Below are 201 nucleotides of genomic sequence, written 5' to 3'. Positions count from 1 at the left end.
CTGGTAAATATATTTACTTTGACAAGACTCTTGGCGTTGAACTATTCCAGGCAGCCGTACCACACTTTAGGCACCAGCGGGAATCCAGGCATTGACAAAACTCTTGGCATTGAACTATTCAAGGGGGCACAGCACACTTTTAGAGCTGGTAAATATATTTACTTTGACAAGACTCTTGGCGTTGAACTATTCCAGGCAGCC

The 201-nt window shown here is 44.3% G+C and carries 1 protein-coding gene; it reads left to right on the top strand.

The window, feature by feature from the left end; translation table 11 throughout:
- Window positions 1-18 precede the first annotated feature (18 nt).
- The coding region (locus tag Q0954_RS35030) for a hypothetical protein (protein ID WP_299466999.1) at window positions 19-201 on the top strand (183 nt) is incomplete at its 3' end.

It is taken from the genome of uncultured Microscilla sp. (assembly GCF_947493425.1).
Lineage (GTDB): Bacteria > Bacteroidota > Bacteroidia > Cytophagales > Microscillaceae > Microscilla.
The sequence above is the reverse complement of the archived record's forward strand: the minus strand, read 5'-3'. Positions and strand labels throughout refer to the sequence as shown.